The 16,594-nt window shown below is 36.8% G+C and carries 15 protein-coding genes; all 15 read right to left on the reverse strand.

Translation table 11 applies throughout. The features are described 5' to 3' along the window. Positions 1–63: 63 nt before the first annotated feature. The 15 genes from AAEU33_RS03085 to AAEU33_RS03155 all read right to left on the reverse strand — a co-directional run bounded on the left by AAEU33_RS03085 (position 64) and on the right by AAEU33_RS03155 (position 16,490). Positions 64–1,017 carry a transporter gene (locus AAEU33_RS03085; RefSeq protein ID WP_345990892.1) on the reverse strand — a complete coding sequence of 318 codons (954 nt, stop codon included), beginning with the start codon at positions 1,015–1,017 and terminating at the stop codon, positions 64–66. 13 nt (positions 1,018–1,030) lie between these two features. Next, positions 1,031–2,083, reverse strand: coding sequence for a cytochrome c peroxidase (locus AAEU33_RS03090; protein ID WP_345990893.1), 1,053 nt, complete (start codon positions 2,081–2,083; stop codon positions 1,031–1,033). Continuing rightward, positions 2,070–2,906, reverse strand: a complete 837-nt coding sequence (locus tag AAEU33_RS03095; RefSeq protein ID WP_306613469.1) for an MbnP family protein — start codon at positions 2,904–2,906, stop codon at positions 2,070–2,072. Before AAEU33_RS03095 ends, AAEU33_RS03090 begins: the two co-directional genes overlap by 14 nt. A 214-nt stretch (positions 2,907–3,120) precedes the next feature. Then, positions 3,121–3,489, reverse strand: a complete 369-nt coding sequence (locus AAEU33_RS03100) for a hypothetical protein (RefSeq protein ID WP_345990894.1) — start codon at positions 3,487–3,489, stop codon at positions 3,121–3,123. Positions 3,490–3,492: 3 nt separating this feature from the next. Further along, a complete protein-coding gene (locus AAEU33_RS03105; RefSeq protein ID WP_172284641.1) occupies positions 3,493–4,167 on the reverse strand; it encodes a superoxide dismutase in 675 nt (224 codons plus the stop codon). Positions 4,168–4,276: 109 nt separating this feature from the next. Then, positions 4,277–4,969 (reverse strand): SCO family protein, encoded by a 693-nt coding sequence (locus AAEU33_RS03110; RefSeq protein ID WP_345992733.1) that lies wholly within the window; start codon positions 4,967–4,969, stop codon positions 4,277–4,279. After that, positions 4,947–5,222 carry a YHS domain-containing protein gene (locus AAEU33_RS03115; RefSeq protein WP_172284645.1) on the reverse strand — a complete coding sequence of 92 codons (276 nt, stop codon included), beginning with the start codon at positions 5,220–5,222 and terminating at the stop codon, positions 4,947–4,949. Before AAEU33_RS03115 ends, AAEU33_RS03110 begins: the two co-directional genes overlap by 23 nt. A gap of 115 nt (positions 5,223–5,337) precedes the next feature. Beyond that, on the reverse strand, positions 5,338–5,697 hold the full coding sequence (locus AAEU33_RS03120; RefSeq protein ID WP_345990895.1) for a hypothetical protein: 360 nt from the start codon (positions 5,695–5,697) through the stop codon (positions 5,338–5,340). Between the two features lie 142 nt (positions 5,698–5,839). Then, entirely contained in the window at positions 5,840–7,798 is a 1,959-nt protein-coding gene (locus AAEU33_RS03125) for a heavy metal translocating P-type ATPase (RefSeq protein ID WP_345990896.1), read from the reverse strand. A gap of 44 nt (positions 7,799–7,842) precedes the next feature. Next, positions 7,843–8,262, reverse strand: a complete 420-nt coding sequence (locus AAEU33_RS03130; RefSeq protein ID WP_172284650.1) for a transcriptional repressor — start codon at positions 8,260–8,262, stop codon at positions 7,843–7,845. A 16-nt stretch (positions 8,263–8,278) separates the two neighbouring features. Then, a complete protein-coding gene (locus AAEU33_RS03135) occupies positions 8,279–9,175 on the reverse strand; it encodes a cation diffusion facilitator family transporter (RefSeq protein WP_345992735.1) in 897 nt (298 codons plus the stop codon). Between the two features lie 20 nt (positions 9,176–9,195). Continuing rightward, the gene (locus tag AAEU33_RS03140; protein ID WP_172284652.1) at positions 9,196–10,068 is read right to left on the reverse strand and encodes a bestrophin family ion channel; all 873 of its coding nucleotides are present in this window, start codon (positions 10,066–10,068) and stop codon (positions 9,196–9,198) included. Between the two features lie 31 nt (positions 10,069–10,099). Continuing rightward, complete coding sequence (locus AAEU33_RS03145; protein ID WP_345990897.1) at positions 10,100–10,840, reverse strand: isoprenylcysteine carboxylmethyltransferase family protein; 741 nt, start codon at positions 10,838–10,840, stop codon at positions 10,100–10,102. A 45-nt stretch (positions 10,841–10,885) separates the two neighbouring features. Next, positions 10,886–12,130 (reverse strand): efflux RND transporter periplasmic adaptor subunit, encoded by a 1,245-nt coding sequence (locus AAEU33_RS03150; protein WP_345990898.1) that lies wholly within the window; start codon positions 12,128–12,130, stop codon positions 10,886–10,888. Between the two features lies 1 nt (position 12,131). Next, positions 12,132–16,490, reverse strand: coding sequence for a CusA/CzcA family heavy metal efflux RND transporter (locus AAEU33_RS03155; protein ID WP_345990899.1), 4,359 nt, complete (start codon positions 16,488–16,490; stop codon positions 12,132–12,134). Positions 16,491–16,594: the final 104 nt, after the last annotated feature.

The raw sequence follows: 16,594 nt of genomic DNA on the forward strand, positions 1-16,594 counted from the left end.
TGATTTTCAACAGAATAAAAACAAACATTCCATTACATGAGTAACGGAATGTTCATTTGATTTTTATATCCCAAAATTAATAAACACACTGAATCTGGATTTAGCTTCAATGTTTCCACCCGCTAGGTTTGAATAGGCAGGAAGCATCAGTTCACTACCCAGGCTCCATTTACTATAAGAAAGTTCAAAGCCTAATTTTCCATATAAAGCACTTCCGGCAGTATCCGGTAAGGCTTCATCAAATTGCTTATTCCTATCATATACTTCTCCCTGTAATCCGGCTTTCCCGGAAAAGATCATTTTTTTGTCCGCATGAAGCTGATAAAATCCGGTAGCTGCATAGTTCCATTGGTTTCCAAACTGATAATACTTCTTATTTTCACCTTTAACAGCATAATCCGTATTAACAATTACCGCAACTTTGTTCTTTTGGTATTTATAGTTCACAACCATCTGGTAATCCCAGCTTCCTGTTCCCAATTGGAAACTCGGATTCACTCCCGTAATTCCTTTTTCATCAAATCTTCCTAACGGAACTTTTATTCCTAATCCTCCATTTAATTGGTGAGATGCATCTTTAGAATTGATCAGCTGATAAATACCCATTACATTCAGATCCCCTATTCCATTAATTCTGATGTCTCCCTGCATTGTTTTTTTTTCATGAAACTGAAAAGGGAAACTCCCGTAAACACTCAGCTTTTTCGTAATGGGAACTTTTCCCCATAACTGGACGGTATTGAAGTACTGATCCTGGGTGAGATCATTCACAAAAAGGTTTTCTTTGGCTTTATAATGCTGTGCAAAATATTTTATTCCTATAAATTGAGGATTAAGCAAAGACTCAAATCCTGATGATCCATTTCCTGCAGCACAGCCACAAGCATCACAATCATCATCAAAAAATTTGCTGGGGTTAAAGCTATTTTCAGGAATATACAAACTGTCTCTTATGGGTTCTGCATAGGCTATTTGGCATAAAAATAAACCCAATACTATTAAAAAAATGTTTTTCATGTTTGATTCAAATTTATTCTGAGAATTTTGGGTTGGTAACAAAGTCTTTATCAGATAGAGTTTTCAGGAAAGCAATAATGGACTGCTTCTCCGCACTGTTCATTGTGAGTCCGATATGTCCGTTTTGTTTAAGCAGCGGATCAAGGTTAGGATTGTCCTCTACATTATCTGAGTAAAAATTAAGAACAGCATCCAGGGTATAGAATCTCCCGTCATGCATATAAGGTGCTGTATATTCCACATTTCTTAAGCTGGGTACCCGGAATTTCATCCAATCTACCTGATCTAATGTTACCCTGTAACGCCCGGCATCCTTAAACTGACTATTGTAATACATTCCTGTATTGCGGAAACTTTCATCCGTAAACAATTCTCCGCTATGGCATGAGGAACATTTCTGCTGGAATAGTGCCATTCCCTTCATTTCCGTTGTAGTAAAAGTTGCTTTTCCCTTCTTATACTGGTCATACTTAGAATTAGCAGAAATCATCGTTACCATGAACTGTGACAAAGCCTTCAAAACCCTTTCCCCTGTAATATATTCATCACCATAAGCGGCTTTGAAAAGATTTCTATACTTACTGTCGGCATTTAATTTAGCAATCACTTCAGGCATTGAACTATCCATTTCGTTTGCGTCGGTAATAGGAATAATGGGTTGCTCATTAAGGTTATGAATTACCCCGTCCCACATATATCGTTTTAAGAATGCCATATTCTGGATAGGAGGGGCATTGCGTATTCCGATCCTGTCATCCACGCCATGGCTCACATTATGCCCATGGTGCGTAAAAGCATTTTCCTGTATATGGCAGAATCCGCACGAAATGGTATTATTTCGGGAAAGCCTTCCTTCGTAGAATAATTTCCTTCCCAGCTCTACTGCATTTTTGGTGACCGGATTCCCAGTTTTATCAAACGTCATTTCAGGAAAATAAGCTGGAAACTGTAAGTTATAAGCCTCATCCTTTTCCAATGGCTCAATAACCTCATCTGAGCACGATATGATATTAAAAAATGTAACAATAATCAATCCTGCCTTCAGAATATTTTTAATCTTCATCATTATGAACGTGGTTTACGGTAAACATTTTAGTAAGGTTGTTGGTTACACTTACCAAATGCGGACTCGACCCCATCATCATATCGTTAGATGTATTCAGGGTAAGTTTTGTGTCACCACTCAGATACTGATTAAGATCGGCCAGAATATGAATCGACGGTCTTATTTTTCCGGTCACTCTAGCCGTTGTTGGGAGGTCTAAAGTAATTTCCCGGTATAAATCAGGAGTATTATTAGCCGCTACATTTCCCATATTTCCCGTATGATTCATAAACTCCTTCTCTGCCGCAGTACTTCCGTATTTTCCTTCCAGTTTTACAAAAACATAGCCCGCAGCCCAGGACCAGGACATTCCTTTTGTTTTAGCTTTATTCCAAAACTCTGCCTGCCCGTCCATTCCCAAGAGATAAGCATTCTGGCTGATTCCCAGACCGAACTTCACTTTTTTATAATTGTTTTTAGGAATTCCGGTAAGGTTTACATAAACGATTCCTGCTACGGCATCTGCCTGGTCTATGATAAAGGCTCCTTTATCAGGATTATTTTCATTGTATTTAAATTCTTTTCCGGATTCATCAATCAGGCTGATATTACTTATAATATATTTTAAAGTAGAAAACTGGTGTTTTTGTCCGCTTGAAGAAGTTTGGGTTGTCTGATTCAAAACAATACCGCCAAGGTTATTGAATCCGTTTTCAAACTTTATCTGTAGGTTTCCCGGTGTAGTATCCTGTGAATTATCCCTATCGTCATTACTTTGACATGATGAAGCACTAAGTAATATAAGGCCAATAAACAATAGAGATAAAAATTTATAAATTTTCATTGTTGATTTTTTTAAATTGTATTTGTTTGAATAGAAATAAGCATCGAATGTTGAAAACATTCATTTTCTCAATCCCAATAGGCATAAAAGTTTTAGCACTTTAGAATTATAAAGTGAATCATGAAACAATTATGAAGAACACATGAGTGTGGAAAATCTGTAATTTTCGCAGTATGTGAACTTTAACAATTGGTGATAAGATGTATAAACAACTTTAAAAAACCGGCGGCCTGAAAATATGTTTCAGGAAAAGAAAAGAGTAATTCTTTTGATAAATAAAAGTAAAATTGTGATCGTATGTTAGATCTGTGTTTTTTATTTCTGTTATTTCCGGAAGGATGTAAATATCAAGAATTTTTTGTCCGGAATTTTTTCCCTTACTCAAAGGGGCTGTTTCTGTATCATTGGTTTTAGCGAGTTCTTTACTCAAATAACATTTACCATTACAATTCAGCTCTGGTTTGTTTTTGTTAACACAAAGGACCTCAACAATATAATCATAATTTACAGCATATTCCATGATGGGGATCAGAGGTCTGACCACCATATAGAGGGTAAGGAATATGCTGCAAATATAATTCATGATCTATTTTTTGCTCAGTGCATTTTCATATCTCTTACTTACCTCTTTCCAGTTTAATACATTCCAGATCGCGGTAAGATAGTCAGCTCTCTTATTCTGATATTTTAAATAATAAGCATGCTCCCAAACATCAATTCCAAGAATTGGAGTTCCTTTTTCTTCTACAACATCCATTAAAGGGTTATCCTGATTAGGAGTTGAAGAAACAAACAACTTTCCGTTCTTATCCACAGAAAGCCATGCCCAGCCGGAACCAAAACGATCAGCTCCTGCCTTGCTCATTTTCTCTTTAAAGGCATCAAGACTTCCAAAAGTTTCTGTAATTGCTTTTAGTAATTTCGCAGAAGGCTGGGTATTTTTCTCAGGCGTTAACATGGTCCAGAAAAGTTCGTGGTTAAAATGTCCTCCGGCGTTGTTTCTGATCGTTGGACTAAGAGTTGAAACTTTAGAAAGGATCTGGAATAAAGTCTCTTTTTCCTGAGGTGTTCCAGCAATTGCCTTATTCAAATTACTTACATACCCCGCAGCATGCTTTGTATAATGGATTTCCATCGTTTGCGCATCTATTGAACCTTCCAACGCATTGTAAGCGTATGATAAAGGAGTTTGCTTGAATTGCGCAAAAGCAAATTGCGCTGCCAAAACTGCACCTAAGGCAGCTATTTTCATAATCTTCATAATGTTTTGTATTTATGGTTTAACATTTTTTTAAAGAGTAAGTTTGATGATAGAAGACAAGGGTCAAAGACCTTTATTTATAATCAATACACTTCCTGACATCCAACTTTTAATTTAATAACTTCTTAATATCTTCAATCAGCCTTTCCCTGTCCGGATGATATTTGCCGGTAAGCTGTGTTTCTTTTCCTTCAGGATCCTTATAGTTTAATCCTGAATAGTAAAGGATAGGCATATTGTCTTTATTATATCTGCAACGGATATTTCCTTCCTGATCAACAAGCGCAATCATCCCGCTGTGATTAAGACTCTCCCCCTCATCTTCTTTATCCCCAACATAGATATTGAACTGATCCGCAAGGTTTCCAATGTAAGTCCGGTCTCCGGTTAAAAAATGCCAGTTGGGAGATTTTGCTCCGATTCTATTGGCATGTTGTTTCAACGTTTCCGGAGTATCGTTCAACGGATCTATGCTTATGGAAATAATCCCAAACTCAGGATTGTTAATCTCCTCTTCGATCACTTTCATATTGCTGTTCATTACAGGACAGATGGTGGGACATTTACTAAAGAAGAATTCCACCAGATATACTTTGCCCAGCATATCTCTATTGGTAATCTTTTTATTATTCTGATCGGTAAGTTCAAAATCAGGAACCTTCATTACAGTATAAAGGTTTTTTTTAAAATAGCTCATACCAAAACCTACTCCCAGGAAAATAACTGCAATAATTGCAATGGGAATAACGATCCTGCTTTTTGAGCTTTGAGTTGTTTTTTTATTTTTGGACATATTTTTCAGGATTTTTGTTGAATTCGTCCTTACAGGAAGCACTGCAAAAACCGTACACCTTGTTCTTATATGTTGCTGTAAATTTTAAATAATCTGCCGTTTTCATATGACATACAGGATCTTCAGCGTTGACTACTTTTACCTTAAGGTTCTCCTTTGGAGTCATCATACTTTTACTATGCTTTACTTTAGGTGTTTCCTGGGCACAGGAAATAAATGATACCGACAGCAGCAAAGCTGTTAAAATGAATATATGTTTCATTGGATTGAAATGAAATTTATAATAATGGATTAATTCAGAGATGTGATTAAAACTAATCACATAATAAATAGCTAATAAAGATTAGGCATTCGACTAGTAAATTAGTTATTATAAATTATCCTAAAGGAGGATGGAATATCCTGGAAAAATAATCTGAAGAATGCGATTTGATATAGCCTGGATTAGCAACTTTTTGCAAGATTTCAAATCCTTTGGCATCAGCAAATGAAAGAATATCATTGGAAAGAAATACATCAATAACAGAAATTTTTATCGTTTGTGGCCCAGATTGCTTTTCTGTTTTAGCGAGTTCTTTTTCTACATAACATTTACCCTTACATGTAGATTGCGGTTTATCTCTATTTTCACAGAGATTTTTTACAATATAATCATAGTTAACCGCATAGTTCACTAATGGCAATACAGGACGTATTGCTATGGTAAAAATAATGAATATGGATATGAAAAGTTTCAATGATCAATTCTATTCCACAAATATACTACTCAAATTCTTTTTAAGTATAATTTATGATGAAAGTCATCGATATTTTTTCAGACAGAAGCCTTACCGAAATTCAGCAAGGCTTCTTATAATTAAGTTTAATTATGGTTAATTATTAAAATTTCATCCTTTGGATCCTTACGGCATTCAGGATTGCAATCAGTGAAACTCCGACATCTGCAAAAACCGCTTCCCACATGGTCGCCAAACCTCCTGCACCAAGGATCAAAACAATTCCTTTTACCACAAATGCCAGGGTAATGTTTTGCCATACAATCTGTTTGGTCTTCCTACCTATATTAATGGCCATAGGAATTTTACTTGGCATGTCATCCTGTATTACAACGTCAGCTGTTTCAATCGTTGCATCACTTCCCAGTCCACCCATTGCAATTCCTACATCACTCAAAGCTACAACCGGAGCATCATTCACTCCATCACCAACAAAAGCAACCGTCTCATTTTTAGCTTTGATAGCTTTTACTTTATTCACCTTATCCTCTGGAAGTAAATCCCCATAAGCATTTTGAATTCCCAAAGTATCCGCCACATATTTTACAACTGAGCTTTTATCGCCACTCAGCATGGTTGATTTTATATTTAATGCTTTTAATTTATTGATCGTTAATTGCGCATCGTTTTTAATGGTATCTGCAATAGTAAGATATCCTACAAACTTATTATCATAAGCGACCGCAATTAATGTATACACAATATTATCCGGGTTGATATCATACTGAATATTGAATCTATCCATCATTTTGAAATTCCCAACCAATAAATCTTTTCCATTAATTGTTGCTTTCAGCCCGTGCCCCGCAATTTCCTCTACGTTTCCCATGGGAATGGAATGATCTATTTCTCCCACATACTCATGAATAGCTGTTGCTACGGGGTGCGTACTCTGGCTTTCTAAAAGGTTTACCAGTTTCAATATTTCATTTTTATCAAACTCAGGCTTGAAGTCCACTTCCTGAACTTTGAAAACACCTTCTGTCATTGTTCCGGTCTTATCCATTACAACATTCTGGATTTTAGCAAGTGCATCTAAGAAGTTACTTCCTTTGAACAGAATTCCATTTCTGCTTCCCGCTCCAATCCCTCCGAAATATCCCAAAGGAATTGAGATCACCAATGCACATGGACAAGAAATCACAAGGAATACTAAAGCTCTGTACAACCAATCTTTAAATTGATAGTCCGCTACAAAGAAATAAGGTAATAATGCAATTGCTATAGCAAGCAGAACAACAATCGGAGTATAAACTTTCGCAAATTTTCTAATGAATAATTCGGTTGGAGCTTTTTGCGCTGTAGCATTTTGAACCAGCTCCAGGATCTTACTCAGTTTACTATCCTGATATGCCGTTGTAACTTTAACCTGGCTAACAGTATTTAAATTGATCATTCCCGCAAGCACGGCATCACCTTTGGTTTTGGTATCCGGCTTACTTTCTCCTGTAAGTGCAGCTGTATTAAATGAAGCAGTTTCTGAAAGCAATTCTCCATCCAACCCTAATTTCTCTCCGGATTTCAATTGAATAATTTCTCCTATACCTACAGTCTCTGCTTTCACGGTTTGTGGTTGCCCACCTTTTAAAACAGTTACCTCATCCGGACGCTGATCTAATAATGATTTGATATTGCTTTTCGCCCTTGTAACGGCCAAAGTTTGAAATACTTCTCCAACGGCATAAAAAAGCATCACTGCTACTCCTTCAGGATATTGGGCAATAACAAATGCGCCAATTGTTGCAATCCCCATTAAGAAGAATTCTGAAAACACATCTCCTTTAATGATGTTTTCATAAGCCTCTCTTAATACTGGAAGTCCAACAGGAATATAGGCCGCTGAGTACCAAACGATCCGAACCCAACCGGTAAACCATTCTGTTTTTATATAATTGTCTAAAGAGACACCGATCATTAATAAAACAAAAGAGATTACTGCAGGTAAAAACAACTGGAAAGTCGTTTTATCTGAGGTATCATGAGAGTGACCGTGATCATGGCCATCTCCTTCAAAATGATTGTGCTCTTTTTTTTGAGGTTTTGTATTACAGCATTCTTCCATAACTTATAATTTTCAACAAAATTAATTTTAAAACAAGTGCAATACTATTGCAAACTTTCCAAACAATCTTCGCAAATCCCTTTAGCAAAAAGCCTTATTTCATCAATCCGGAAATTAGTTTGGATGTTATCTGGAAATGAAATATCTTCTTTACAGGTGGTTTGCTTACAAATTTTACAGTAAAAATGAAGATGCCAGTCTTTATGTGTTTTCTCGTCACAATCATCATCGCAAAGCTTATACTTGGTAGTTGTATTTTCCTGTATTCCGTGAACAATTCCTTTCTCTTCAAAAGTTTTTAAGGTCCTGTAAATAGTTGTTCGGTCTGCATTATCAAAATGACTTTCAATTTCAGACAATGACAAAGCGGCTTCCTGAGAGCTCAAAAAATCATATACCAGGATACGCATACTTGTTGGCTTCGTATTTTTGTCTATAAGCTTATCTTCTATATCTTTTTTCATTTCTGATATTTTTTAATTAATAATGGGTAACATCTTCCTGATAACTTTCTTCCTCAATCTGAAAAGTAGTATGGCTGATGGTAAATCTGGATGTTGTTTCTTCGGTCAGTTTTTCCAGCAGCTGATTTTGAGTAATTGTATCATCTTTAACAATATGAGAACTCATGGCATTTACGCCGGAAGTAAGAGACCACACATGGAGATCATGTACGCTTTTTACGCCAGGAATCTGTTCCAGTGATTTACGTAACAGATCAATGTCTACATCTTTGGGAGTACTCTCCAGTAATACATTAACAGCTTCCTTAAGAAGTCGCCAGGTTCTGGGAAAGATAAGTAAGCCAATTGCTGCCGAGATCAATGGGTCGGCATAGTACCAGTTGGTTGTAAGCATAATTACACCTGCAATCATAACTCCTACAGAAGTAAGCATATCCGACAGAACTTCAAAATACGCACCTTTCATATTAAGACTCGCTTCGGAATCTTTTCTAAGGATCAACATTCCTGCAATGTTTACTAAAAGTCCTATTCCTGCAACAATCAACATTGATTTACTCTGCACTTCTGGAGGGCTTTTAAATCTCTGATAAGCTTCAAATAAAACATACACGGAGATTCCCAGCAGTACCACGGCATTGATCACCGCTGCCAATATTTCTGTACGGTAATAACCAAAAGTTTTTTTGGAGTCCGCTTTCCGTTCTCCGATTTTTATTGCAATAAAAGCCAGTAACAATCCTACCACATCTGTAAGCATGTGAGCGGCATCTGCAAGCAATGCAAGACTATTGGTAAGAATTCCTCCAATAACCTCCGCAATAAGATATGCTCCACTAAACGATAATACAATAAGAAGATTCTTTTTATGTTTACTGGCTGCGGAAACTGTTTGTGTGTTTTTTTCGTTCATCATTTCAAAAATAAGTTGGGTTACATTTCGTAGTATAAAGGATTTTCTTTCTTCATAGGAACATTCTTTTCCCCGACCATCTGTCTCAGGTTAATTTCTATTGTCTGTGCTAAAGAAGTCATTGGGGTATCAACAGGGGTATTTTCAAAAGGATCCTGCATGATGATTGATGTTCTTTCTATAGCGATAAACATTGTAGGAACTAAAATAGTGACCAATACTTCGATTATCAATTGATTATCATCCAATCCAAATGGTAAAATAGCAGCAAATACATAGATTAACACATGGACCAAAATACTATATGATCGCGGGAAAACCGTATTCTTTAATCGCTCACATTTTCCCATGCTATCACAAAGCTTTGTAATGGCATCATTAAGTTGTAATTGTTGAAATTCTGAGATTTCCCCTGAAGAAAAAGCTTTTCTTACCTGCCTGGAATGTTCATCGAGTAATGCATTCGGAACATTTAAAGCATCAATTTGATGAGCAGTAAGATATTCCTGTACCTTTACAGAAAAGGGCAGCTTTCTAAGCGATTCCCCTAACGCAAAAGTCCAGATGATCTGTCTTTCCGCGAATTCCTGTGCTTGTTTTTCAGGTAAAAACTGAATTGCTAATCTGATCAAAGTCCGGGAATCGTTTACAATGGCTCCCCAGACAATTCTTGCCTCCCACCATCTTTCGTAAGATTGTGAAGTACGGAAAGCCAATAACAGAGAAACGGCCGTTCCCACTAATGCAGGAATATTCAGAGGAAGTGATATTTTTCTAAATCCGGGAAGTAAATCTAAAAGCCCTATACAAAAAGCAAATATGCAAATGAAAAGAATCTGAGATTTTATTTCATTAATGAAATACCAAATGGATAATCTTTTGTTTAATAACATAATTATTTTTTTTAAATTAAGTTCTAACCCTTTAAGATCTGTTGTTTTCTAAAAGTCTCGTTTTCATTTTTAATACTTTGAGTACAAAGTACATCATCATTGTAATGATCGTACCAGAAATGAACAACAAATTATGATCAGAATGATCTCTAATCCATTCTCCTGTAATATCGAAAAGCGTAAAGATCAAAAACATAGCAAAAAGCCCATTCTTCTCTTTCTTCAACACCTTTTTTAGACTAAAAGAGAGCTCGTTCTTCCTAAACAATCCTAAGTTAGGAATAAAAACCGGTACTTTGGATGCCCAATTTCTATATTTTTCTCCAAACTTTCTTTCTAAAAATTGCTCTTCTGCATAAATAATCCGCTCATAATAAATCCAGTAAAAAAGAATGAAGGAAACGATAAACCATAAGTTCTGTGTAAATAAGGCAAGCCCCAACCACATAAAAAAGTTCCCTAGATATAAAGGATTTCTTACTACACTGTATATTCCTGTTGTATTAAGTGTATCAGCTACCTGGCCTTCTGAGGTATTCCTTCCCGAGGTATTTTTAGGTGTATATCCCACTGTATAAACTCTAATCCCTAAACCTACAGCACTTATTAAAAGGCATGCAAGTTCGTATAGAATTTCGCAGCTCGTTGTTTCTTCTTTTAAATTCATTTGAACAGAAACCACAAAACCGATAAATAAAATACCTATCGGTAATGTGCTTCTATATTTGAAAAGCCAATTCCCTTGTTTTTCAAGTTCTTCTTTTAAAGCCATCTTGTGAAATAATATTATTGTGTTTTTTTGACGGAAGGCTTTTAATTAATCCTGCTCGCCAGCATTGGTGAGCTTCGCATTTACAAAAAATGTACTTTTCACTACTATTTTAGAATCAGGGGCAATTTCTGTTACCGGAGTTATTGCTGTATACCCCATATCAGAAGAACCTTTTACTACTTCAATTTTCTCAAAATTGATCATTTTCACATTTTCTTTAGGCATTTCTTTCTTAGATTTTTCTTCATCATGATTTTCTGCAGGCTTTTTATCCGTTTGAACAAAAATATAAGACTTGCCATCTGCTTCTACAATTGCATCATTAGGAACAGCCGGTGTGGTTGTTTTTTCGAGACTTACGATTCCTGTAATGCTCATTCCATCAATTAATCCTGCCTTATTCCCGATTACATTACAGTGTACAGAAATCGTTTTACTCGCATTCTCAAAAGATGAACCTATGCTGAATACTTTGGCATCATACTCTGTCTCCGGGTTGTTGGTTAGATTAAAATGAACAATTTGCCCAACTTTCATTTTCGGAAGATCTTTTTCGTATATCTGCAAGTCCAAGTGAATGGATTCATTATCAATAACTTCAGCCACCGGAGATGAAACATCTACATAGCTCCCTATTTGCGCAGAAATACTACTCACAGTTCCATTGATAGGTGATGTTATTACCAAACCTGATCTCATATTTGCATTGTTAACAGCACCCGGGCTTATCCCCATCATCTGGAGTTGCCTCAACAAAGAGGCCCTCCTCGTTCTGAGGGTTTTTAATTCTGCATCGGAACTCTGCAGGTTTTTCTTGGCTCCTGCATCATTATCAAAAAGCTCTCGTTGTCTTCTGTACTCCTGTTCCGCAAATGTAATCCTACTATTCACAGTCAGGTATTCTTCCTGAAGTCTTATAAATTCAGGATTGGCAATTGTTGCGATCACCTGTCCTTTTCTCACCACACTACCTACCTGAACAGTAAGCGTTTTAATAATTCCTCCATATAAAGAGGTAATGGTAGCTTTACTGTTATTAGGTACATCCAAGGTACCATTGGCTTTAACGGTAGAAGTTAACTCCTTCATTTCAATGGTTCCCATTGTAATTCCAACAGCTTTTATTTGTTCTTCCGTTAATGAAGCAATAGTCTCGGAAGCTTCTGCGGGTTTCTCAATTTTTTGCTCTGCTTTCCCCGCAGGATTTTCCGCCACCTCTTCCTTTTTACTACAACTTACAGTTAACAAAGAAAGAGCAATACAATATATGATGATGTGTTTTTTTCTCATTTTATTTATTAATTATTGAATTAATCGTTACAACAGATTGGTTCACCTGCTGGATGGATTCCAGGTATTTTAATTGAATATTTGTCGCAGTCTGCAAGGCGAAAAGATACTCTACATAAGTAATTTCACCTGTTCTATATCCTAACTGAGCCGCTTTTACAATTTTCTCAGCATTAGGAATCGCTTGCCCCACATAGTAATTATATTGCTGCGTATCCTGTTGATATTGGGTTAATGCATTTTGCAATTGAGTGGAAAGCTGGTTCTTCTGATACATGGCATTGGTTTCCGCAACCTGCTTCTGAAATTCCAAAGATTTTATTCTCGCCTTTGTCGCTCCGAAAGTTAGAGGAATTGCTATTCCTACATTTACAAAGCTAAACCGGTTGCCTGAGTTATAAAATACTTCCCGTCCGTTTACTGGATAAGATCCTGTTAAAGACTGGTTGGTATATCCTAAACTGAATTCCGGAAGTCCCTGCGCTTTTTCTACATTTTTGTTTCTTTCAGCAATTTCCATTTCCTGATAAAATGCTTTAATTGTAGGGTTATTATCAACCTCTTTGCTGTCCAGAATATTTCCGGATTTAAGTGGCTCATAATTTCCGTTAAACGGAACCTCAATGTCCTCAGAAATATTTAACAGTGTCTTTAAATTTTTATATGCGTTATTTAAAAATACCTGATTTTGATTGAGCAAAAGGTTGATTTCTCCTTGTTGGGTTTCAGCAGTACTGATCTCAATCTTTTTTATGTCCCCAGCCTTGAACCTTACGGTGGCTATACGAATGAAATCGCGATACAGGCTGTCCAGATTCTTTAATTGCGCTTTATTATATTGCAGATATTCAATCTGATAATAATAGGAGCGAACCTGTTTAACAAGCTCATTCATAGAAATTTCCTTCTCTATCTGTTTACCTTTTATAGTTTCCGCAATTAATTCTTTTCTGGCCTTGAATATGGTAGGAAAAGGAATACTTTGTGAAATTGCAAAAGATTGGTCAAAAGTAGGACTATTATACTGCCCGAGCTGTGCATTAAAATTCATTTTTGGCAATTCTTTAGCCGTAGGTTTTAAAGCCCTTGCAGCCTCAATGCCCAGGTCTTTGGATTTCAGTCCGGGGTTGTTCGCCACGGCCTGTTCTACTGCCTGTTCTACAGTCAATGTTCTGGATTGAGCGCTGGCGAATTGACCCAACATTATAAATCCAAGAATAATCACCGGTGTAAATGGTTTCATTTTCACCTTCTTAATTCGAAGTTTTGTATTGAAAATAATATACAGCATTGGTAACACAAATAAAGTAAGAAAAGTAGCACTGATTAATCCACCGATTACAACGGTTGCCAATGGTTTCTGAACCTCAGCTCCTGCGCCCGTGGAAATTGCCATGGGTAAAAATCCTAACGATGCTACCGTTGCAGTCATTAATACTGGTCGAAGCCTTGTTTTAGTCCCCTCCATCACTCTTTTAAAGATATCTTTTTCGCCTTCTTTTTCTAATTCATTGAAGGTTCCTATCAATACAATTCCATTAAGAACCGCTACTCCGAATAAGGCAATAAATCCAATTCCGGCACTGATACTAAAAGGCATCCCTCTTACAAGAAGGGCAAAGATCCCACCAATAGCACTCATTGGAATGGCTGTAAAAATCAATGCTGCCTGTTTTAAAGAGTTGAAAGTGAAATACAATAATAAAAATATCAACAACAGCGATATAGGTACCGCAATCATAAGACGCTGGCTAGCCTCCTGAAGGTTTTCAAATTGTCCACCGTAAGTATAATAATATCCTGCAGGTAGCTTAACGTCTTTGTCAAGCTTCTTCTGAATATCCTGAACCACACTCTGTACATCACGTCCTTTAACATTAAAGCCTACAACAATTCTACGTTTTGCCTGTTCGCGGCTGATTTGTGCGGGGCCCATTTTGTATTTGACATCTGCGACCTGTGAAAGCGGGATCTGTGCTCCTGTTTTAGTATTGATCATCAGGTTATCAACATCATCAATATTAGTCCTATTAAGACTATCCAAGCGAACAACCAGATCAAAACGTCGCTCATTCTCAAAAACCTGACCGGTACTTTTTCCTGCAAACGCGGTACTTAAGGCGTTATTTACATCTTCAATATTGATTCCGTAATTAGCCATTCTTGTTCTGTCATAAGTAACATTGATTTGTGGAAGTCCACCCACTTTTTCAATTTGAGGAGCATTAGCTCCGTTTACCGATTGTATCGCCTTTCCAACTTTCTCTGCATAAATGGCCAGGGAATCCAGATTCTCCCCGAAAATTTTAACGGCTACGTCCTGTCTAATTCCCGTCATCAATTCATTAAAACGCATTTGGATCGGCTGGTTTCTTTCAAAATATACCCCGGGAATCGCTTCCAGTTTTTTACTGATCTCATCTCCCAGTTCCGCATATGATTTTTTTGTTTTCCACTCGCTCTGTGGTTTTAGCACCACAATGATATCTGAAGCCTCTGGTGGCATCGGGTCAGTAGGTACTTCGGCTGATCCGGTTTTTCCTACAACCATTTTTACCTCATCAAATGACTTGATGATCCTTGATGCCTGCATGGATGTTTCCAAACTTTGACTTAATGAACTTTGCTGAGGTAGGATACATTGAAATGCATAATCTCCTTCCTGCAATTGCGGGATAAACTCCCCACCCATATTTTTGAATATGAAAATTGAAATCACAAAAATAGAAATCGTTATAGTGACAATTACGAGCTTCAATCGAATGGCTTTTTGCAACAAAGGCTGATAAATACCTTGAAGAAAGTCCATAATTTTGTCACTGAGTGTCTTTTTATGACTAACATTTTTAGAAAGGAACAACGAGCTTACCATTGGAATATAAGTAATGGATAAAATGGTAGCTCCAATAATTGCAAATCCTACTGTTTTTGCCATTGGGGTAAACATTTTACCTTCTACTCCAGCTAAAGAAAGTATTGGAATATAAACGATCAGAATAATGATTTGTCCAAAAATGGCACTATTCATCATTTTGGACGCTGCCCTTCCTACTTCCTTATCCATCTGGATCTGCGTAAGCTTCCCGCTGTTTTTATTATGTAATAAATGCAATGTTGCCTCTACAATAATAACGGCTCCATCTACAATAAGTCCAAAATCAATTGCCCCCAGACTCATCAGGTTGGCACTCACCCCAAACACGTTCATCATCCCTAAAGCAAATAATAAGGATAGAGGAATTGCTGACGCAACAATAAGCCCGGCACGAAGATTTCCAAGAAAAACAACAAGTACGAAAATTACAATTAATGCACCCTCTACCAGATTTTTCTCCACTGTTTTCATTGCTCTTCCCACGAGATCAGTCCTATCAATGAAAGGCTCAATGACTACGTCGTCAGGAAGAGATTTTTGAATAGTAGGTATTTTAGCTTTCACATTGTTCACCACCTCATTACTATTCGCTCCTTTCAGCATCATTACGACTCCACCCACGGCATCTACTTTTCCGTTATAGGTCATCGCTCCATATCGCACAGCACTTCCAAAACGAACATCTGCGACATCTTTTATGTATATAGGAATACTTCCTGTTTCATTTTTCACTGCTATGTTCCGAATATCTTCTAACGAAGTGACCATTCCGACCCCGCGGATAAAATAGGCATTCGGCTTTTTGTCAATGTAAGCACCTCCGGTATTCTGATTATTTTTTTCTAAAGCAGTAAAAATATCGGAAATACTTACTCCCATCGCTTTTAGTCTATTGGGATTAATACCAACTTCATATTGTTTCAACTCACCTCCAAAACTGTTGATTTCTGCAACACCAGGAGTTCCGTTAAGCTGTCTTCGAACAATCCAGTCCTGCATGGTCCGAAGATCTTTAGCACTGTATTTTTTTTCGCTTCCTTTTTTCGGATGCAGAATATATTGATATATTTCTCCTAATCCCGTACTTACCGGAGCAAGTTCCGGAACGCCCACTCCTTTGGGAATTTCTTCAACGGCTTGTTTAAGTTGTTCACTAATAAGCTGTCGCGCAAAATAAACATCAACATCTTCTTTAAAAACAACTGTAATCACAGAAAGTCCAAACCTTGATACACTTCTCATATCTTCAATGCCTGGAACATTTGCTATACTCTGTTCAATTGGAAAAGTAACCAATTGCTCTACCTCCTGTCCCGCTAATGTAGGACATACTGTAATAATTTGAACCTGATTGTTCGTAATATCAGGTACCGCATCAATGGGTAATCTGGTAGCACTCCAGACTCCCCAGATAATCCACAGTAAAGTCATTAAACCAATAATGAACTTATTCTTAATACTGAATTTTATAATTTTATCTAACACAAAAAAGATTTATTTTATTGAAATTATATGCACAAACATTTTAAAATGTCAAGTGCAAAAATATCATGAAGATCCATGCAATAGAATTGCAAAGTTTCACGTAA

Source organism: Chryseobacterium sp. Chry.R1 (genome assembly GCF_039645525.1).
Classification (GTDB): Bacteria; Bacteroidota; Bacteroidia; order Flavobacteriales; family Weeksellaceae; genus Chryseobacterium; species Chryseobacterium proteolyticum.